This window comes from Candidatus Magnetobacterium casense, assembly GCF_019173545.1.
Taxonomy (GTDB): Bacteria; Nitrospirota; Thermodesulfovibrionia; order Thermodesulfovibrionales; family Magnetobacteriaceae; genus Magnetobacterium; species Magnetobacterium cryptolimnobacter.
Map to the genome: position 1 here is coordinate 1 of NZ_JABXWD010000800.1, position 1,019 is coordinate 1,019.

The 1,019-nt window shown below is 53.7% G+C and carries 1 pseudogene; it reads left to right on the forward strand.

Going from position 1 to position 1,019, the window contains the following annotated elements:
* Window positions 1-179: 179 nt before the first annotated feature.
* Window positions 180-1,019: pseudogene (locus HWQ67_RS20120) on the forward strand (IS3 family transposase); the annotation flags it as partial.

Below are 1,019 nucleotides of genomic sequence, written 5' to 3' on the forward strand. Positions count from 1 at the left end.
ATAGAACTTGCCTGTCAATAATCGCTTCAAACCGTACGGCTGAGCCAGGATGGTCTCGAGTCTTTCTTTCTCAATCCCCCAGGCCTGCGCAAACAGCTGTATATTTCCCTCTCGTTCCGGTGCTGTTTTGTTGAAGAGACTTTTGTGGGATAATCACACTTTAGGAGGAGGGTTGTTCCATGAAGAGTTCAAGGTACAGTCCAGAGCAGGTAGCCTTTGCCATGAGACAAGCCGAGTCGGGCACTCCGGTGCCTGAAGTCTGCCGTAAAATGGGTATTGCCGAGCAGACGTTTTATCGGTGGAAGAAGAAGTACGCCGGCATGGGAGTGGCCGAGGTCAGGAAGCTACGGATCCTGGAGGAGGAGAACCGGAAGTTGAAGCAGCTGGTGGCTGATCTTTCCCTTGACAAGCAGATGCTCCAGGATGTCTTAAGAAAAAAAGACTAAAGCCTGCTCTGAAACGGGAAGAAGCGAAGGTGCTGCGGGTATGCTACGAGGTAAGCGAGCGGAGGGTATGCAAGGTACTAAGCCTTTCCCGCACAAGCTGCCGCTACCGGAGCCGGGCCGATGAGCAGGCTGCTCTGAGAATAAGGCTGAGGGATCTGGCCTATGCCCGGGCGAGCTACGGCTACCGGAGATTGCATGTTCTCCTTCAGAGAGAAGGCTGGCGGATCAATCATAAGCGGGTCTACCGGCTTTACAGGTTAGAAGGACTTATGATGCGTCCTAAGAGACCCCGGCGGCACGTCACTGCCCATCGTAGGATGGAGAGAGTGGAGGCCATGGGACCAAACGAAGGATGGAGCATGGATTTTATGAGTGATGAGCTCTTCAACGGGCAGAGAATCAGACTCTTGACGTTAGTCGATAACTTTACCCGTGAGAGCCTGGCCATTGAGGTGGACACCCACCTTGGCGGGCACCGGGTGGTAGAGGTTCTACAACACATCAGTTTGCGGAGAAGCCTCCCTAGGACGATCCGGGTGGATAATGGGCCGGAATTCATCAGCAAAGTTCTGG